This is a genomic window from Pedobacter sp. N36a (assembly GCF_014472395.1).
In the GTDB taxonomy this organism is placed as follows: Bacteria; Bacteroidota; Bacteroidia; order Sphingobacteriales; family Sphingobacteriaceae; genus Pedobacter.
Map to the genome: position 1 here is coordinate 523,785 of NZ_JACSZW010000002.1, position 19,179 is coordinate 542,963.

General features: G+C 41.6%; 14 protein-coding genes and 1 pseudogene. 11 read left to right on the top strand and 4 right to left on the bottom strand.

Annotated elements, in window-relative coordinates:
• Positions 1–31: 31 nt before the first annotated feature.
• The 5 genes from H9X96_RS05990 to H9X96_RS06010 all read left to right on the top strand — a co-directional run bounded on the left by H9X96_RS05990 (position 32) and on the right by H9X96_RS06010 (position 6,379).
• Complete coding sequence (locus H9X96_RS05990; protein ID WP_187665401.1) at positions 32–598, top strand: DUF922 domain-containing protein; 567 nt, start codon at positions 32–34, stop codon at positions 596–598.
• A 120-nt stretch (positions 599–718) separates the two neighbouring features.
• On the top strand, positions 719–1,825 hold the full coding sequence (locus H9X96_RS05995) for an acyltransferase (protein ID WP_187665402.1): 1,107 nt from the start codon (positions 719–721) through the stop codon (positions 1,823–1,825).
• A gap of 107 nt (positions 1,826–1,932) precedes the next feature.
• A complete protein-coding gene (locus H9X96_RS06000; protein WP_187665403.1) occupies positions 1,933–2,532 on the top strand; it encodes an RNA polymerase sigma factor in 600 nt (199 codons plus the stop codon).
• 91 nt (positions 2,533–2,623) lie between these two features.
• Complete coding sequence (locus H9X96_RS06005; RefSeq protein WP_187665404.1) at positions 2,624–3,649, top strand: FecR family protein; 1,026 nt, start codon at positions 2,624–2,626, stop codon at positions 3,647–3,649.
• A 54-nt stretch (positions 3,650–3,703) separates the two neighbouring features.
• Entirely contained in the window at positions 3,704–6,379 is a 2,676-nt protein-coding gene (locus H9X96_RS06010) for an outer membrane beta-barrel family protein (RefSeq protein ID WP_187665405.1), read from the top strand.
• A gap of 425 nt (positions 6,380–6,804) precedes the next feature.
• Here the strand turns inward: H9X96_RS06010 and H9X96_RS23065 are convergent.
• The 3 genes and pseudogenes from H9X96_RS23065 to H9X96_RS06030 form a co-directional block, all read right to left on the bottom strand.
• Positions 6,805–8,488, bottom strand: a pseudogene (locus H9X96_RS23065) (serine hydrolase domain-containing protein).
• Between the two features lie 58 nt (positions 8,489–8,546).
• Entirely contained in the window at positions 8,547–9,233 is a 687-nt protein-coding gene (locus H9X96_RS06025) for a hypothetical protein (RefSeq protein ID WP_187665407.1), read from the bottom strand.
• Positions 9,234–9,321: 88 nt separating this feature from the next.
• Positions 9,322–9,630, bottom strand: coding sequence for a PadR family transcriptional regulator (locus tag H9X96_RS06030; protein ID WP_370576719.1), 309 nt, complete (start codon positions 9,628–9,630; stop codon positions 9,322–9,324).
• A gap of 121 nt (positions 9,631–9,751) precedes the next feature.
• Here H9X96_RS06030 and H9X96_RS06035 point away from each other — a divergent pair, with 121 nt between their 5' ends.
• From H9X96_RS06035 to H9X96_RS06045, 3 genes are all read left to right on the top strand, one after another.
• On the top strand, positions 9,752–10,690 hold the full coding sequence (locus H9X96_RS06035) for a D-2-hydroxyacid dehydrogenase family protein (protein WP_187665408.1): 939 nt from the start codon (positions 9,752–9,754) through the stop codon (positions 10,688–10,690).
• Positions 10,691–10,943: 253 nt separating this feature from the next.
• Complete coding sequence (locus H9X96_RS06040) at positions 10,944–12,236, top strand: BamA/TamA family outer membrane protein (protein ID WP_187665409.1); 1,293 nt, start codon at positions 10,944–10,946, stop codon at positions 12,234–12,236.
• 92 nt (positions 12,237–12,328) lie between these two features.
• The gene (locus H9X96_RS06045) at positions 12,329–12,916 is read left to right on the top strand and encodes a DUF4142 domain-containing protein (protein ID WP_187665410.1); all 588 of its coding nucleotides are present in this window, start codon (positions 12,329–12,331) and stop codon (positions 12,914–12,916) included.
• 495 nt (positions 12,917–13,411) lie between these two features.
• Here H9X96_RS06045 and H9X96_RS06050 read toward each other — a convergent pair whose 3' ends face one another.
• A complete protein-coding gene (locus H9X96_RS06050) occupies positions 13,412–14,437 on the bottom strand; it encodes a LacI family DNA-binding transcriptional regulator (protein ID WP_187665411.1) in 1,026 nt (341 codons plus the stop codon).
• A gap of 119 nt (positions 14,438–14,556) precedes the next feature.
• Here H9X96_RS06050 and H9X96_RS06055 point away from each other — a divergent pair, with 119 nt between their 5' ends.
• The 3 genes from H9X96_RS06055 (at position 14,557) to H9X96_RS06065 (ending at position 19,141) form a co-directional block, all read left to right on the top strand.
• Positions 14,557–16,035: a xylulokinase gene (locus tag H9X96_RS06055; protein ID WP_187665412.1), complete on the top strand. Its 1,479-nt coding sequence runs from the start codon at positions 14,557–14,559 to the stop codon at positions 16,033–16,035.
• 65 nt (positions 16,036–16,100) lie between these two features.
• The gene (gene xylA, locus H9X96_RS06060) at positions 16,101–17,432 is read left to right on the top strand and encodes a xylose isomerase (RefSeq protein ID WP_187665413.1); all 1,332 of its coding nucleotides are present in this window, start codon (positions 16,101–16,103) and stop codon (positions 17,430–17,432) included.
• A 20-nt stretch (positions 17,433–17,452) separates the two neighbouring features.
• Positions 17,453–19,141, top strand: a complete 1,689-nt coding sequence (locus tag H9X96_RS06065) for a sodium/sugar symporter (protein WP_187665414.1) — start codon at positions 17,453–17,455, stop codon at positions 19,139–19,141.
• Positions 19,142–19,179: the final 38 nt, after the last annotated feature.

The window sequence follows — 19,179 nt, forward strand, 5'->3', positions numbered from 1 at the left end:
GATATTGTTTTTTTTTGCTTCTTTGCCAAATATGAAACCGCTACTCAAATCAGCCATTACCCTGGCATTCTTTTCCATATTCCTTATCGTTTTAAGTACTCCACCTGCTTTCAGTCAGAAAAACCAAATTGACCGGATCAATTTAAATTGGAATATGTACAAAAAGCTGAACAATTCTAACCTTCCGTTTATTGCTTATACTGCACACCGGACCTTACATCAATATAGGGCCACTCAGAAAGGAAGTCAGTTGTCTTTAGTATTCAATGTAGCAGTTTCATTGGATGGCCAGCAATCTACCGTTGATCTGCGCAGGTTGGCCACACTGGCTGAAGAAGGGAAAAAGAATTTGTTGAACCATGAGCAGGGTCACTCAGATCTGGCGGTTATCTATGGTAGAATCTTATATAAGGCCTTAACTAAAAAAGTATATACCGTCAAGAACTATCAGAAGGAAGTGAAAAAGATTTATGAGGATACGTTAAAAGAACTGGCGGAAATAAATGCCCGTTATGATATGGAAACGATGCATGGTGAAGAGCAAGAACCACAGGATAAATGGGACCTGTATTTTAAAAAAGAGTTAAAACTTAAATAATAGGGTTTTCATCAAGCTAAATCCAATAAAGCTTGATATCATCGCAATTAATTGGTATTCTTGATCGCACACAACCACACAAAGAAACCAAATCATTAATTCTAAAAGAACCAAAATTAGATGAACCCTAAAACGTTAAGTCAAGATATTTTAAAAACCAAAGAACATTTTCATATCCTCGATGGATTGCGGGGAGTAGCTGCAGTAGCCATTGTCATCTTCCATTTCATGGAGGTGGTGTTTATTCCTTCAAAGAATTTCATCGGTCATGGCTTTCTTGCTGTAGACTTTTTCTTTTGCTTATCCGGATTTGTCATCGGCTACGCTTACGACGATAGGATCGGCAAAATGGGAATTTTAGCCTTTTTAAAAACAAGACTGGTCAGGTTGCACCCTTTAGTGATCATGGGATCGGTATTGGGGCTGTTAGCTTTTCTATTTGACCCTTTTAATCTGCATAATGAAGTGTATAGCGCAGGTAGAATGGCACTCCTCTTTTTAAGTTCTGTTTTATTGATTCCTTTTCCTGTAGTATCAGAAAGGTATTTCAACCTATTCAGTCTTAATGCCCCTGCCTGGTCCCTGTTCTGGGAATATGTAGCTAATATTGTTTATGCCACGGCACTATACAAAGCGACGCGTAACCTCTTATTGATCTTAGCAATTCTGGCTGCTGGTACCATTTGCTATATCGGCTATTCTAGCGGAAACCTTCTTGGCGGCTGGAGTGGAGAAACCTTCTGGCATGGTGCTGCCCGTATCTCCTATTCGTTTTTAGCAGGATTACTGATCTTCCGTTCCAAATGGATCATCAAATCAAACCTGGGCTTTGTAGGATTAAGCATCTTACTTTTACTCGCTTTCCTTATGCCGGATAGTCAATGGAACTGGATCACTGAACCATTTATAGTATTGATTTATTTTCCCTTATTGATCTCTTTGGGAGCTGGTGCTAAACTACAGGAAGGCGTAAAAAAACTATGTATTTTCTCGGGAAACATCTCCTATCCGCTATACATGACACATTATATGGTGCTTTGGCTTTTTGCTGACTATTATTCGACTTACAAACCAGACCACACGCAATTGTTTTTTATCATTTCAGGTGGAACCATTTTACTAGTAGGTTTCGCTTATCTGATGATGGTCATTTATGACATCCCTGTTAGAAGATACTTCATGAATATGCTTAAAAAAGGACAAGCTCAGGTAGCTATCAATAAGTAGCACAAATCCTCTATCGGCAAGATATGAAAAACGTCTTTTAGCCCTAATTCGGCAAAAGGGCGTTTTTTTTATCGACCAGATTTATATCTTAGCATGAAATTCATCCTATGCCTGATCCAACTGAATCCATTTACTGGCAATCTTTTAAAGCTGGTCATGCAGACGCTTTCGAATATTTATACCGAAATTATGCTTCAGCGCTATACAATTATGGATCAAAGTTCAGTCAAGATAAAGACCTGATCAAAGAGTGTATTCAGGATCTTTTTGTGGGTATCTGGACCAGAAGGGCTTCCCTTGGAAATCCTGAACACCTCAAAAACTACCTTTTTAAATCCTTCCGTCACTTAATTTTCAAAAAGGCCTTCCAGTTACAGAACTTTGAGACTTATGATGAGGCCAACGACAACTACGCTTTCCAGATCAGCTTAAATGTAGAAGAGGCAATGATTGATGGAGAACATCGCATCAACGTATCCGCACAATTAAATCTAGCCATGGCCAAGCTGACTGCCAGACAAAGGGAAGCGGTATTTCTTAGGTTTTATGAGCAGCTGAGTTATGAGGAGATCGCAGAAGTAATGGACATTTCAGTAAAAGCAAGCTACAAAATAATGGCCAGGGCCTTGGGTTTTATGAAAGAGAACTTGTCAAAAGACGATTTAATGCTGCTTTCCCTATTGTTACATCTAAAATTATTAAGCTGATATTCAGCTTAATATCTATTATTTCTATTTTTTATTCCTTTTCATGGGGTAATTTGCTGTACCACCAGCTAATAGGATCAAAAGCAGCAATATGAAGAAACCAATTAGCGCGTATACCTCCTATCACCTGGAAGAACTGATCAATGATGAAGACTTTTTATTATGGGTGCTCCATCCTGATGAAATGTCTAATCTCCATTGGCAAAATATTCAGGATACTTTTCCTCCACTAAGAGAGACTATCACCCAGGCCAAAACTATCGTTCAATCTATGCGTTTCGAAAGAGACAATTTAAACGACAATGAACAATCGGAATTGTGGGTCGCCATTCAGGCTAGAACTACCCTGCTTAAAAAATCTGGCAAAAGAATGCCTTTATGGTATCGTTATGCGGCAGCCGCTATGCTTGCGGGCATTTTATTGAGTGTGGGTGTTTTTTACCAGATGACTCAGCCGATCTCCATCAATACACCTTACGGTCAGCTGAAAACCATTACCTTACCAGATGGCTCTTTAGTGACCTTAAACGCCAATTCTACGATAAAATATGATAGAAACTGGAGTAAAAATGAAATCAGAGAAGTCTGGATTGAAGGAGAAGCTTTTTTAAAGGTGCAGCATTTAAATACTTCCAAAAAAATAGCAAACCATGAACGTTTTGTAGTCCATACTGGCGAAGTCAATGTAGAAGTACTCGGTACCTCTTTCAATGTAAATGACAGACGCGGGCGCACTGAAGTTGCGCTACTGGAAGGTAAAATCAGTTTAGGCTTAAAAGGAACTCCGGGTAAACCGCTGGTGCTGGCCCCTGGAGATATCGTAGAATTTGAAAAAGGTAAGCTGATTAAAAAGCCGATCAATGTAGCAGAGTACGCTTCCTGGAAGGATGGGAAGTTGTATTTCAAAGATGTTCCAGTGGCTAAAATTTTCAATTACTTCGAAGATATTTATGGGTATAAGGTAGTCGTCGATGATCCGGAGATCTTGAAGAAAAGAGTGTCAGGGTCCTTAAACACGCAAAATGAACAGGTTTTGTTTAAAGCGTTTGGTATGACGTTAAACCTAGATATTACTCCGAATAAACAGACCAGGGAATTAATGATTACCTCAAAATAAGGCATGAAGATGAAAAATTTAAAAACATGCCTGATGAGTTTAACTTACCTACTAATGCTACAATCTTTCGCATTCGCAAGACAAATTAAACCCGTAGAAAAGCAAAGCCAAACCGTAGAAAAGCAGGCGCTAAACAAAATATTGAATGAATTAACCGTTCAGCACCAGATCAACTTCCTATATGAAGAAGCCAGTCTTAAACAAAAGATGGTCGCCTATAATGCAGCGGCTGATAAAGGGAAGTCCATTGCCGAGGTGTTAAATGGCTTATTGTTGCCCTTAAACTTGTCCTGGTTCAAAGTAGACGCTAAAAACTACTCCATATTCATTACCCCGAAAAAACATACTGCGCCGGATAAAAGCATCGAAATGAAAGCTGTTAACCGAGATTCTTCGAAAGTAGAGAAAGTAGCCGGATCAGTTTTAGATGAAAACGGAAAACCCTTGGAGTATACCACTGTAATCCTATTGCAAGCGGTAGATTCCACTTTTGTGATCCAGTCATTGACGGATTTACAGGGTGTTTTTGCTTTCCCTGCGATTAAACCCGGCACTTATATGCTTAAAGTTTCTTCACTAGGTCATCAGGCTTACTTCAGTAAGGCTTTTAATGTGGGAGCCGGTACAGCAGCAGTTGTCATTCCGCCGATTGCCATGAAAGCTGCCAATAAAACCTTAAAAGAAGTGCGGGTGGTGGCCAGAAAACCGCTGGTAGAGACTAAAAGCGACCGGTTTATCTTCAATGTAGAGAACAGTGCGATGGCTGTAGGTAATTCTCTTCAAGTCTTGAGATCTGCACCATTTGTAAAGGTTTCTACTGATAACTCTTTGACTCTGCAAGGCAAAAGGACCATGGTGCTCATCGATAATAAACCCGTACCAGAGGTGGCATTGGAAAATATCCTACTCACCATGCCTGCCGGAAACATCGAAAAGATTGAATTGATTACACAACCTTCCGCCAGGTATGATGCCTCCTATGGCGCAGTCATCAATATCATCACCAAAAAAAGTCAGATTGAAGGCGTGACCGGTAATTTAAGAGCCGACGGTTCTGCTGGGAACTACGCCACTGGCAGTGTGAATGCCGGCGCGACTTATAAAAGAAAGAACTTCACCATCTATGCGAATGCCGGTTTAAATAGAGGGGACAATTATTTCAGTATTGAGTCCGAAAGATTTCAGGATCCTACAGATCCATCCTATTACCTAACGAACAATTGGACGAGGTTATCCCACAATAAGATCTATACTTTCCAGACCAATATGGAATTACAATTGGGGAAAAACCAGACCCTCGGCCTATTTATGGACCTGAGCGATGTGGTGTTTAAAGGCCCATGGACAACCACCAATGGATTTGGCCGCAAAAATGGAAAGCTGGACTCTGTGTTATACACTGATGCTTCTTTCAACCAAAAGGGCAATGCTCAAACCTATAACATCAATTACCACCTCTTATCGGATTCCGGTAAAAACGAGTTGACCGTTCTGGGCACCTTCACGCCATGGCAGAGAGACTTAAGACAATCCTTTCCATCTACCCTTTACGATGGCAATGGGCAAGTGATCAAAAATCCGCCACTTTATCAGATGCAAAACAAAGGTGATATTGAAGTTTTTATTGCCCAGGCAGATTATTCGCATCAGTTTAAAAAGCAATGGACATTTGAAACCGGCCTAAAATATCAGCATACCAATTCTAAGACCATCGTAAATTATGAGGACTATAAAACTGGTCAGCTGGAGATCGATCCCAATTTTTCTAGTAATAACAGTTTAAAGGAATCCATAACAGGAGCCTATGGAACCTTAACTAAAGATTGGAAAAATGATCAGCTGCAGCTTGGGTTTAGAGCAGAAGTATCAGACGTAGATTTTGAAGGGAATTTTAAACAGCGCAAGTACAATTTTTTCCCGACTTTACGGTATCAGCACACCATCAATAAAGACTTTAATCTATCCGGATCCTATAAAAAAACCATCAGAAGGCCAGCCTATACAGATCTGGTTCCTTACAGTGTGTTCTTAAATCAGTATAGTATTGAGCAGGGAAATCCGGAAATGGTACCGCAATTTGACCATACGTACACCCTTTCTGCAAACCTCCATAAGTTAAATATCTCGTTGAGCTATACTGATATTGAAGGAATGATTGGCTTATTCCCGTCTCAACAGGATTATGCCACAAAGGTGACCTATTACAAGCGTCAGAATCTGAAAAAAGCCAGTACTGTTGCCTTGTATTTATTTTACCCATATCAAATCAACGAATGGTGGGAAACGATGAATAGTGGAACACCGATTGGGCATAATAGTGCCGAAGGGGTAGTTCTGGGAACAAGCCATAAGCTCGCCGCTTTCTATTCGGATTTTAGAACGGCACAGATTTTCAAAATCACTAAGGATTTGAAGTTACAGATCGACGCTTATTTCTGGACAAAGTATACACAGGATCTTGGCAGCTATCAAGGGAATAAAAACATTGATGCCTCTTTTTTACTAAACCTATGGAATGGCAATGGGCAGCTTAGGATAGCGGGAAATGAATTGGTTTTCAGAAGAAATGATTATCTGTTGAAACGTGATTACGGAACTTTCCGATCTGCAGAGCGCATACATACCGACAGCAGACGAGTGTTTGTAGGCTTTACTTATAAGTTCGGAAAATCCCGTATTGCCAAACCTGATTCGAAATTAGGTAATGAAGATGCGATGAAAAGACTGTAAAAATCAACAAAATAACGACACCTCTATTTAAAGCCATCAGATCATCTCTGATGGCTTTTTTGTTTCCAGTAGATAAAATGGTTGATGGTGGAGGGATCGTTGATCCTGAGTCTCCATTTTATTAACATTTGCAGGCTCATCTACAATGATTTGTTCTGTTTATCTATTTCTGTGAATACGTTGCTCTAGATTCAGGGGGATACCCAGCTAATTGCTGTACAAGCTGAACTGAACTCCAGAAAAGCCAGCAAATGGTCTAACATTCAAGCTTCGTTATTTAAACGAAAACTTAAGAATTGACGGCAATATCAATTATTTTCTCAATAAGATAAGCGAAGAGGTGATTTAAGTTTATAAAAACAGATTTAATGATTTAAACACATTTCCTCATTCGGTGAAATTTACACAAACGTTTGCGCATAAATTTATTTTCCTATAAATTTCAATGAGTTTAAGAGGTATTCACCTAAATCAGCCGAACCTCTGTCGTAATTCGAGAGGATGATCACCATGTAACCTGTTTCAGGAAAGAGATAAGCTACTGCACTTACTCCAGGCGCTCCACCAGAATGTCCTACCACATGTTTCCCTGGTGTATCCCATATTTGGAAACCATATCCGTATTGTCTGCCCAGTTCATCCTTAAACATTTTTTGCATTGAGGAGTCATTCAATAGCTTGCCCGACAATAAGGCCTGTCCAAATTTATGCAGGTCAGCGATGGTCGAGTAGCCTCCACCTGCCGGTGATGCCCGGGTAAAAGCAGAATTTAAGTTCGGCTCATAACTGCCGTCCAGCTTAGGAATATAACCTATTGCCTGATTGGCCTCCACTCCTTTCTCAGCCTCAAGTCCGGAAGCGGTCATCCCAGCAACCGAGTAGATGTTTTTCTCTATATAATCAAAATAATTCTGGCCTGATACCTTTTCAATAATGCCACCCAACAGCAACATTCCAGTATTGCTATAGAACCAGGAAGTTCCTGGTTCAAATTGTAGCTGCGCCTGGTTCAGGTATTTTTTATAGCTTTCGAGGCTTTGAAAATCTACAGTAGCATCTTCCTTGAACGCATTGCTGAAGAAGTCGCCAAGACCTGAACTGTGGTTTAATAAATGTCGGACTTGGATTTTATTGGCCAGCTCTTTTGGCAGCCAGCTGCATCACCCCTACTGCCGTAAACATTTTGTTCATAGAGCCAATATTGAATCTTGTATCCGCTGTATTTTTTAAATCTGGCTGTTTTGTCGCTGATCCACAGGTATATTTATATAAAACCTGACCTCCTTTGGCAAGCATCACAGTTCCAGAAAAAACATCTTTTTGAGCCAATTGCTTTAAAGTAATGTCCAGATTTGCAAGTAGCGTCTTTTCAGTATCCGGCTTCCGCATCAGGTCGGGATTGAAAAACACCCTGCCATTGTAAAGCTTTACTTTCTGCTGCTTATCTAGCTTTATACTAAACTCATACACATTATTTAGGTCCTCACTGAGGTATTGGTACTCTCCAAAAAATGCGTCCGCATTAAAATAAATGTTTTTGAGGTATTTAACTCCTCCAGTTGAACGGTATACAGCTAGCATTCGAGCGGGCATCTCATTTTTTGAGCTGGACTGCAGTGCTGCTGAAAAGTTGTCTTGCAGGTATTTCTCCCGAACCGCAAGAGAATTAGCGTTGATGGCTTGGATTAACTTGTCGGCCTGCTCATCCAGAATTGCCCTGACTTGTTCCTGATGGAGACCCGTCACTTTTTCCGGCACATAAGCAGGTATCTTCTTCCAGACCTCCTGCCCTATGGTTACTGCATCAATTGCATTGCTGTTATTTCTTGAAAAACTCAGCTTATATTTCCCTCCAGCATCAGAAAAATCGCTTGCTGTTTGCTGAACTAACCACAACTCCCTGCCATCCCATTCCCGTATCTGATGCAGTTTATGGCCAGATACCACCATTTTAAGGTATAATTCCTTAATCTGCGGGTGCTGGTAATAGCCCTCAGCAGATTTCAAGATCGGAATTGAAGGCTGCATCTGTGCATTTAACCCTGGGCAGAAGGAAAATATTGAAAAAAGAAGAAGAGAAACAGAAAAGAGCGCTTTTTCAGGAATCATATCTTTAAGGGGGAGTCAAATAGGTAACTCCCTTATTTAGATATGAATATAGTAAATATTATGAATTCAGGTACTGGTATTTTTTTTTCAGCTCCATGCTTTCGGCGATTCCAAAGTTCATTTTCCTGAAAGCAGTAACAAGATAGACTACGTACAGCACAAGAAATACAGACACGATAGCACTTGCCAAGTGCAATCCGAAGATAGGATCAACGACTTCGACATGCGATTTGAATAATAAAACAAAAAATAAGAACGTGCCTTGCAGGACAAAATAGTCTCTTGACAACCTAAAAGATAGGTATTGCCCCAACTTTACCCTTGAAAACTTGGTCAGAAGAGTGACCAGAGCATCCAGCAGCAATGTCACCGTTAATACAGTTAACCACCACCCCTTGTCCATCAAAAGCAACTGAGCTTGATAAGCGAGTAAGGTGCCCAGAAGCAGTAAAAGGATGTATTTATAGCTAAAAAATGAGCAGAAATTCTTCCAGAAGAATCTATTGTATTTTTTGTGGAGCCCATTTGTTACCGCATCTGCTATCGTTGAAAAACCCAATACGCCAAAGCTGGCATGCGTTTCCTGCAGCGCCCTGCTAAAATCCAGCTGCGGATCAGCCTTCATTCGCTCTTCTATGGCAGAGGCTACATGGTCGACGATTTCCATCTGAACATCCAGATAGACAAAGCCTTTACGCAATACAAATTGCTTGATTTCTTCTAATTGTTGCTGACTTAGCTGCATATTTTAAGCATTAAAAATGAGGAGGCATTGGTATTGACAAGGTACTTTCCCACAAAAGAGATCTTCCTATCTTTTTGGTCGATATGGATCAGGATGTGGGCTTAAGATTGAGTAACAGCTGCAGGTGCTGAATGAAATCTTTCGCTTCCTGCAATTTATTAACCACCGCTTTTTCGCCAACCTGTGATAAAGGATAGTATTTGCGAACCCTGTTGTCTACGACTTCTGTAGCCGTTTCCAGCAAACCTTCCGCCTCTAGCTTGTGTAATGCAGGATATAAAGCGCCCTCTTTTAACAATAGTTCGCCTTGCGTAATTGATTTTACTTTCTGGGTGATTTCGTATCCATACATCCGTTCATTCTCCGCTAAAAGATGGAGAATAAATACATTATCAATATCATCTCTGGAATAAGATCAATAATCCACTGATTCTACCCAATTCCAGTTCTAATGGGTAAATTTAAGGTCAATAAAAACTATTGCTGGCAATTACCGTTTACTATAAAATGAATAAAGAATGAACACACGACCACAGATTGCCATACTAGATGATTATCAAAATGTAGCCTTAACCTACGGAGATTGGTCAGATGTAAATAAACTTGCTGAAATCACCGTCTTTAATGACCACTTGTCTGTAAAAGAAGAAATCATTAAGCGATTAAAACCTTTCCAGGTCATCGCAGTAATGCGGGAACGTACACCATTAACACGTGAAATTCTTTCGCAATTGCCCAATCTAAAGCTTATCATTTCTACTGGTGAGCGGAATGCCTCCATAGATATAAAGGCTGCGGAAGAGTTTGGCATCACCATTTCTCCCACCAGATACCTGTCCAATGGTGCTCCAGAACTGACCTGGGCATTATTACTTGCTTTAGCAAAACACTTGGTTACGGAAACGAATCAGGTACGTAAAAATGGCTGGCAAACAGAGGTTGGCATAGATTTGAAAGGGAAAACAATTGGAATTGTTGGTCTTGGCCGAATTGGAAGTACCATCGCCCGTTATGCTAAGGCCTTTGAAATGGAAGTCATTGCCTGGAGCGAAAATCTCACCGAAGAAAAAGCAGCTGCTCAAGGGGCAAGACTAGTCAGCAAGGAAGAATTATTCAAAAATGCTGATTTTGTGTCGGTACACCTGATTCTAAGTTCAAGAAGCAGAGGCATTATCGCTGAAAAAGAATTAAACCTCATGAAGCCAAGCGCCTTCTTAATCAATACTGCCCGAGGACCATTGGTAGATGAACCTGCTTTAATTAGGGTATTAACACAAAAGAAGATCGCTGCTGCTGCGCTGGATGTATATGAAATTGAGCCATTACCGCTTCAGCACCCTTTTCGAACGCTAACAAATGTATTGGCAACGCCACATATTGGCTATGTGACTGAAAACACTTACCAGACATTTTATGAGGACATTAAAAATGAGATTGCCGCATGGCTGAAAGAATAAACCTTATCTACGTCTCTTCACAGGGATGCAGATGGCAATTAAGGAAAGAATAAGCAGCCATTAATCCATTTAAAACTCAGCAATTCTATTAAAAAGTAAAAGACACAGTAGCCTTATCAAAAGAGTAGATCATTATTTTTATTGGAACAGTAATTACGCCTTGTTTAACAAATCAAACATTAGCTTTGCCGAACCAGGTTGATCAGTTTTGCTGAACCGGGTAAAGTAAAACAGGCATACCTCAACAGTATATATGATAAATAAATTGAAGATTAAGCAATCATCCAAAGTAAGCGTAGTTCTATTGGCTCTCATGTTATTTGGAGAAGCATATAGCTATGGGCAAACGACCATCCCAAAGGATTCGTTACCTAAAGACAGTGTAAAAAGCACTTATGATATCGCTGATTTAATATATCAAATCTTCCGTCCTGGTAAACCACGAAAACCTGCACAAAAAAAATCAGGCATCACTCCTATGCCTAGTATTGCCTACAATCCAAGTATTGGTGCGCAAATTGGATTAAAAGCGGTAGCAGGAAGAGTACTTGGCCATGAACCCAACACCCTGATGTCTATTGCCGCCACATCGGCTTCCATTACGACGAAAGGAATTATTTATTTTTACCTGGCCCACAACGTCTATACTCCGGGAAACCGCTGGAATTTCCAGGGAAGCCTGGTGGCTGCAAAAACTGTAGTTCCTGATTTCGGATTTGGAATTGGTGCAAAAGGAACAGGCACACCTGAGGAAGTCATCCTGGCCAATCCAGATCGGAAAGGCTATGTGATCCATGGCCAATATTACAACTTTCGGGAAAAAGTATACAAACAGGTGATGGAAAACCTTTTTATTGGTGCTGGCGTTTCCATTGACATCAGAAGGGCCTTAGAAGATAAAAGCAATCCCGACGGACTTACCCCTTATCATATTTACAGCAGAGAAAAAGGATTTAAAACCGACCATTACCTGGCCAACGGCTTCCTGTTCAACCTCCAATATACCACCCGCGACAATCAGAATCGTGCATACAAAGGAATCTATGCAGATGCAGGCTTGCGGGTCAACCAAAGCTGGATCGGTAGTACCAAAAATGCAGTTCAGCTTACCACAGATTTCAGAAAATACTGGAGTCTTTCCAGTAGAAACCCTGAACACGTACTCGCTTTTTGGAATTGGGGCTCCTATTTAGTCAGCGGTACACTGCCTTACCTGGAACTTCCGGGTACTGGTAAAGATGTGAATTATAGAAGCGGAAGAGGGTATACAGTTGGGTATTTTAAGGGAACTGATTATTTCTATTCGGAACTGGAATACCGCTTCCCGATTACTGCCAACAAGTTTTTGAGTGGAGTCACCTTTGTCAACGTACAAACAGCCAATGACAATCTGGGAACCAAAATATTCCATAAATGGCAGCCTGCAGGTGGCGCTGGTCTAAGGATATTGTTCAATAAAGCAACAAGAACCAATCTATGCGTGGATTATGCCATTGGCAACTATGGCGCAAAAGGTCTGTTTCTTGGCTTAAATGAAGTGTTTTAATCCTCAGGACATACGCTTAAAAACAAACCATTAATCCGCTGTAAAACAATAAATTAATAACGGTTGTTATAGGGGAAACAAAATCTTACGTTATGAAAAAATTGATCTATTTATGTGCAATTTCTGCTACTGCATTTGCATTCCAAGGATGTAATAGCAGTACAAAAGATGCCCGACAAACTGCGGATAGTTTAAACATGGTAAAAGATACCACCTCAAATGAAAAGATGACCGGTGGAATCGCTGTAGAACCTTCTGATTCAGAGTTTGCAACCAAAGCTGCTGTTGGCGGCATGGCCGAAGTCGAATTTGCTAAACTTGCACTTACAAAAACTACCGATCCTCAGCTTAAAGAATTCGCAACGATGATGGTCACGGACCATGGTAAAGCCAACGAAGAATTAATGGCCATTGCTAAAATGAAAAACATTACCCTGCCTAATGGACTTGACGAAGCACATCAGAAAAAAATGACTGAGCTGACTCAGAAAACAGGCAAAGACTTTGACAAAGCCTATACTGAGGCTATGGTTGAAGGTCATAAATCAACGCTTGACCTGATGAAAAATGAGGCAAAAAATGGCACAGATAATGATCTTAAGTCGTTTGCGACCAAAACTGAACTGGTGGTTAAAGCACATCTGGACATGATCAATGCCATCCACGAGCGCATAAAATAACCTGCTGATGAAGCGCAAAAGTTTTGTGGAACTTTTGCGCTTTAATACTAAAACAGACAAACGTTATAAAATATAATGCAAGGCGAGCACCAGCAGACATTCGAATTTTCCTGGGGTTGGTTCATCAGATTCGACAAGGTCTTTCCATTGCGGCGCATGAGTTGACGTTCTTGTTTTTTTAGGCCTGACATTCTGTCTTGTCAATTTTTATAAATTCTTAATAATCAATGATAATACATCTGCAAACTCATGACTTACATCAGTCAAAAACTTAATCTTCATTGAGTCCAATTCAAACCGTCATCAGGTTTTAACTGATCAATTCCATCAAAACTTCCACTCCAGAGGCTGGCTCCTTTATCTTCAATCAGAAAGGAAGTCAGAACATTCTGGAGAACTGAATCTGTCCCGGCTGTGCGGAGGCCGCCGAGAAAATCAATAAAAAGAGTAATAAAACAAGTATTTTTCCTGAAAACATGGATGTTACATTTACAGTTAAACCCGCTGACTGGATTTTCTAACAATCAGCTTTGGCCTGATATTGACCGTCTTTTTGATGACCATCCCCGAATTTACCAGCTCCTGAAAATGAAGATTGCCTATCGTTTTCCCCATTTCTATGCTAAACTGGTCGATCGTGGTGATGGATGGACTGGTGATTTCCGTAAAAGGCTCATTGGAATATCCACAGATCCCCAGCGCTTCTGGAATGCGAATACCCTTTCCTGTAGCCACTTCCAACACCCCTAAAGCCGCAAAATCGGAAGTAGAAGCGAAAATAGCATCAGGTGGACTGGCCATTTCCAATAATTTATAAGTAGCCTGAGCACCAAGCTCTTGTGTCCAGGCATTGGCATACATCAATTCTTCCAGTACTGGAAAACCATGCGCCTTCAATGCCGCGATATAACCTTCCTTTCTTTCCCTGAAAATATGGAGCTCCTGCGGACCTTCCAATAAAGCAATCCTTCGGTAACCCTGCTCAATCAGGTGAGTTACGGCGGCGTAAGAAGCCTTATAGTTATCGTTCAGCACCTTAAAGGTCTCCAGCTCTTCCACTACACGGTCAAACTGAATCAGCTGGATGTTGCGGTCTAAAACCTGCTGCAAATGGTCTGAACTGCCCGTTTCCGCGGCAATCGAAATTACAATTCCACTCACATTCTGGTTGATCAGGGTGTTCACCACCTCTACTTCACGCTCATGGGACTCGTTCGACTGGCAAATCACCAGGTTATAACCTTTGTTAAAAGTCACTTCCTCCAAACCAGCAATAATGTTGGAAAAGAAATATTGATTGATGCGGGGAACCACCACGCCAATCGTCGGATTACTGCCTTTCCGCAGATTGGAAGCCATCGCATTTTGCTGATAATTCATCTCAGCAGCAGTTTTAAGCACCAATGCCTTCGTTTCTGCGTTAATTTTATCACTATTGCTCAGTGCTCTTGACACCGAAGAGGCCGCTAAATTGAGTTTTTCAGCAATATCGTATATAGTTGTTCTTTTCTGGCGCTTCATAATTAAAGTAAAAATACAAAAATATTTTAGGCAATCGATTGCAATTGTAAAACTTTCTCCTAAATTCGTTTACTGATAACCAAATATTCATCCTATAAAATCCACTAAAACAACACGATATGTTATTACTGGGAATAGACATTGGCACTTCTTCCATAAAAGTGGCCGTCGTAGATGCGCAAACGCAAAAAACCATTGCAGCCGCGCAATATCCGGAGGAAGAAGCAACCATCCATGCCTCCCATCCCGGATGGGCAGAACAAGACCCCGAGCTCTGGTGGGCACATACCCAGCAGGCTTTTGAGATTTGCAAAAAGAAAGCGAACTTCCAGCCAATGGACATCTCTGCTATAGGAATCGCCTATCAGATGCATGGTTTAGTACTGGTGGACAAAAATCAGCAGCTACTTAGAAACAGTATCATCTGGTGTGACAGCAGAGCCGTAGCGCTTGGAAACGAAGCTTTCGACGAGTTAGGCCATGATTATTGCCTGAGTCACCTACTCAACTCCCCTGGTAATTTCACCGCTTCCAAGCTGGCATGGGTGAAACAAAATGAACCGGAATGTTATGCTAAAATAGATAAAGTGATGCTGCCAGGTGATTTTATTGCCATGAAGCTCTGCTCCAGCATAACCACCAGTATCTCTGCCCTTTCTGAAGGTGTTTTCTGGGATTTCCAATCGGATACCCTATCTGAAACCTTGATGGAGTACTATGGATTTGACCGCAGCCTCATTCCTGAAATCAAGCCTGTATTTTCAGCACATGGCCAGGTAAGCGCCTCTTCCGCGAACCTATTGGGCCTAAAAGCAGGGATTCCTGTGAGCTATAAATCTGGAGATCAGCCCAACAACGCCCTTTCCTTAAATGTACTGGAACCCGGAGAAGTAGCGGCCACAGCTGGCACCTCAGGAGTGATTTATGGGGTAAGTGACCAATTGGCCTACGACCCGCAATCCCGGGTAAACACCTTTGCTCATGTCAATTATACCGAAGCGCAGAAAAGACTCGGCATTCTGCTCTGCATCAACGGAACAGGAAGTATGAATCGCTGGGCAAAAGCCCTGCTGGCACCAGGAATCGCTTATAACGACCTCAATACCGCAGCCAAAAAGATCGCCATTGGCGCCGATGGACTGCGCATACTGCCCTTTGGAAACGGCGCAGAAAGGATGCTCAACAACAAAATGGTTGGCGCTCACCTGCAGCATATCGACTTTAACCTGCACAGTACCGCTCATATTTTCAGGGCAGTACAGGAAGGAATCGCCTTTGCTTTCCGCTACGGACTAGACATTATGCGCAGCAATGGACTTCAGCCAAAGGTGATCAGAGCTGGAAAAGCCAACCTGTTCCTAAGCGAACTCTTCCTGGAAGCTTTCGTGAACAGCACCGGTGTTCCTGTAGAACTTTATGAAAATGATGGCAGCGTAGGTGCTGCTATAGGCGCAGGTATTGGGGCTGGAACCTACCCGGATGCTGCCGCAGCTTTTAGGAACATCAAGCCTTTACAATTGGTAGAGCCTGCTTCAAATCTGGGCTATGAAACTGCATATCAGGACTGGCTGCAAAATCTATCTAATAAGATGAAGTAAAACAAATCAAATAACTAAAAATCAATACGATATAAATATTATTTAAACCAAAATATAGAAGTATAATGACGACAGTAACGACAGGACAAAAGGAATTTTTCAAAGGAATCGGACAGGTAAAATTTGAAGGATTAGACTCAGATAACCCGCTGGCATTTCGCTGGTATGATGAAAATAGAATCATTGCAGGAAAGACGATGAAAGATCATCTGCGCTTTGCCTGCGCCTACTGGCATTCTTTTGTAGCGACAGGCGGAGATCCATTTGGAGAGCCAACGATCATCCATCCATGGAATGACAAGACTGATGCCGTAGCACGTGCAAAAGATAAGATGGACGCCGCCTTTGAGTTCATCACCAAAATGAACCTTCCATATTATTGCTTCCATGATGTAGATCTGGTAGATTATACCAATGACATCGTCGAAAATGAAAGACGTTTGCAAGCCGTTGTAGATTATGCAAAGCAAAAACAAGCGGCAAGCGGCGTTAAATTGCTATGGGGAACGGCCAACCTTTTCTCTCATCGCAGGTATATGAATGGCGCTGCCACCAACCCTGATTTCCACGTCCTGGCGCATGGTGCAGCACAAGTAAAATCCGCTTTAGATGCTACAATAGCTCTTGGTGGAGAGAATTATGTATTCTGGGGAGGTCGTGAAGGCTATATGAGCTTGCTGAACACCAATATGAAGCGGGAACAAGAACACCTGGCTAAATTCCTGCATTCGGCTAAAGATTATGCTAGAAAGCAGGGTTTTAAAGGTACATTTTTCATTGAGCCTAAACCATGTGAACCATCTAAACATCAGTATGATTATGATTCCGCAACGGTAAGTAATTTCCTTCGTCAGTATGGCCTACTGGAAGATTTTAAACTGAATATTGAGGTGAACCATGCCACCCTTGCTGGTCATACCTTCCAGCATGAGTTACAAGTGGCTGCAGATGCCGGATTACTGGGCTCTATGGATGCGAACAGAGGCGATTATCAAAATGGCTGGGATACCGATCAATTCCCAAACAACATCAATGAGCTCACGGAAGCCATGCTGATCGTACTGGAAGCCAATGGATTGCAAGGCGGAGGAATCAATTTTGATGCGAAGATCAGAAGAAACTCAACGGATCCTGCAGACTTATTTTATGCGCACATTGGTGGCATGGACACCTTTGCCAGGGCATTAATCACTGCAGATCAAGTACTTCAGCATTCTGATTACAAGAAAATCAGAACCAATCGGTATGCTTCATTTGATCAGGGTGCCGGAAAGGATTTTGAAAATGGCAAACTGAATCTGGAACAACTGCGCAATTATGCGGTTGAAAAAGGAGAACCGAAAACAATCAGCGGTCAGCAGGAGCGCTTAGAGAATATCATTAACAGATTCATTTAAAAGTAAATAAACCTATTTATATGAACTCATTGAGTACGTACGACTACGTTGTTTTTCTCGTTTATTTTCTGATTGTCGCGGTATACGGATGGTCAGTTTATAAGAAAAAACAAGCCCATAAAGAAAACTCCAAAGATTTCTTTTTAGCAAAAGACTCACTGACCTGGTGGGCAATTGGAGCCTCTCTAATCGCTTCAAATATCTCAGCCGAGCAATTTATCGGCATGAGCGGTTCTGGCTTCACTATGGGCCTTGCAATCGCTACCTACGAATGGATGGCTGCTGCAACCCTTATCATTGTCGCTATCTTTTTCATTCCGGTGTATCTGAAAAACAAAATTTACACCATGCCGCAATTTCTTGGACAACGGTACAATAGTACGGTAGCCATGATTATGGCGGTGTTTTGGTTGTTACTGTACGTGGTGGTGAACCTCACCTCCATTCTTTACCTGGGTGCATTGGCCATCAACAGCATTTCAGGCATCAATACCACGGCTTGTATGTATGTGCTTGCCGTATTCGCCATCATCATCACCCTCGGTGGAATGAAAGTAATTGGCTACACGGATGTGATCCAGGTATTCTTTTTAATTCTCGGCGGACTAGCCACTACCTATCTGGCCTTAGAATTGGTGGCCACACATTTTGGCAGCTCTGGTGTATTAAACGGACTGGCGATGGTGAAAGAAAAGGCAAGCGACCATTTTCACATGATCTTCAAGCAGGAAAATCCGCATTATATGGACCTTCCAGGCTTAACAGTGCTGATCGGAGGAATGTGGATTGTGAACCTGAACTATTGGGGCTGCAACCAGTACATCACACAAAGGGCACTGGGTGCTGATTTGAAAACAGCGAGATCTGGTTTGTTATTTGCCGCTTTCCTGAAACTGCTGATGCCAATAATCGTGGTATTGCCAGGAATAGCCGCTTATGTTTTATACAAAGAAGGCTATGGCGATTTCAAAACCGCGATGATGAAAAACGGAGAACTGAATGCAGATTCAGCTTATCCAGTCTTGCTAAACCTGCTTCCTGCCGGATTAAAAGGTCTTTCATTTGCCGCTTTAACCGCAGCAATTGTAGCCTCACTCGCCGGAAAAGCGAATAGTATTGCCACTATTTTCACGTTGGATATTTACAAGAAAGTGATCCGAAAGGACGCAGATGAAAATAAACAAGTAGTTGTTGGAAGAATCACAGTGATTGTAGCCATGTTATTGGCGATTGTGATTGCCCCACAGCTTGGCATTGATAAAAAAGGAGGTTTCCAATTTATTCAGGAATACACCGGATTTGTTTCCCCAGGTATTTTTGCGATGTTCCTGCTGGGTTTCTTCTGGAAAAGGACAACGTCCAACGCGGCATTATTTGCAACGATTGGCGGATTTTTACTTTCTGTAGGCTTTAAAGCCCTGCCAAACTTCTGTAATCTGGAAGCCTTGAGCCAATTCGGATTCTCTAAACTTGCCGTACAAAAAGACGGCAGTATGATTTATGAAATTCCTTTCCTGGACAGGATGGGCTTTGTCTTCCTCATCTGCGTAGTGGCAATGGTCGTCATCAGTTTATTTGAAAACAGAAAAGGTGTCAATCCTAAAGGACTGGAGGTAGATCGTGGAATGTTTAAGACCAATACTGGTTTTGCCGCAGGTGCCTTAATCATTGTTGGGATCATTATTGCGCTTTACAGTATCTTCTGGTAGCTATTGGAAATCCTTAAAGGATAAAAATCACCGGTTAT